General features: G+C 56.1%; 1 pseudogene. It reads left to right on the top strand.

What is annotated here, in order from left to right:
- Positions 1-117: 117 nt before the first annotated feature.
- Positions 118-449, top strand: a pseudogene (locus FV233_RS31535) (IS5/IS1182 family transposase); the annotation flags it as partial.
- Positions 450-978 lie beyond the last annotated feature (529 nt).

Genomic DNA, 978 nt, shown 5'->3' with positions numbered 1-978 from the left:
CACCTCCCGCAGCGACGAGGCCCAGAACTCCAACGTCGCCTCGATCGAGGTCCCCGATGTCCATGATGCGCGAATCATGGTGACGCAGAGAGTCAGAACCTCGCCAAAAATGCAACTGTAATGCTAGGCGCAGACAAGGCCCACGACGGTGAGGACTTCGTCGCAGTGGACTGCGTAAACGACCTGAGGTCGATGAACGTGCGCGCTCACGTGGCTCAGAACTCTAGCCGCCGCTCGTCCATTGATAGGTGAACCACCCACCATGCCGAAATGGCATGAGCCCAAAGATCCGCAAGAGCATCGAGGGACGCTTCGGCTGGACCAAGACCGTCGGGGGCCAGCGTAAGACTCGCTTCAAAGGCCGCGAGAGGGTCAGATGGGCCTTCGCCTTCACAACGGCTACCTACAACCTGTTTGGCCTGCCCAAGCTGTTCCGAGCTCTGGCGTGAGCCTCTTGGGCAAGTAGCAAATCGTCGAGCTGCCGGGATACGCAGACGACTACGCAGACGACTACGCTGACACGGTCGAGCCGGCCTACGTTCTTTTCGAGTCCACCGGCGGCGAGTTCGCCTTCGGATACGTCACCGGGACCTTCATCGGTGGTAGTGATCACGCTACCGTAGAATTCGACTGGTCCAGGAACGACAAGATCAACGAGACCTACGACTCCGAATGGGCCGAGCCGCAGGCCAACAGCTCGCTTGTGGGCGAAATCGACTTTCACGCCGGAGACAGAAACCCTTTCATAGATCGATGCCGCCCGTATTCTTCAACAGCGTGCCAGGCGCCGATGTGCGACATCTCATCGCTTGATCACGGTTACACCCGGTCGTTCTCGGTTAACAACAACAAACGTCGCCCTTCGGCATATCCAAAAATATTAAAAACACCATATATTACGCTTAAATAAAATTTTTAGATTCATTCTACTTCGCGGATCAGAAAATAAGCTACCGGCACAGCTTACTGGGGCCATCC

It is taken from the genome of Methylobacterium sp. WL7, assembly GCF_008040085.1.
Taxonomy (GTDB): Bacteria; Pseudomonadota; Alphaproteobacteria; order Rhizobiales; family Beijerinckiaceae; genus Methylobacterium; species Methylobacterium mesophilicum.
This window is presented reverse-complemented; position numbering and strand designations above follow the sequence as displayed.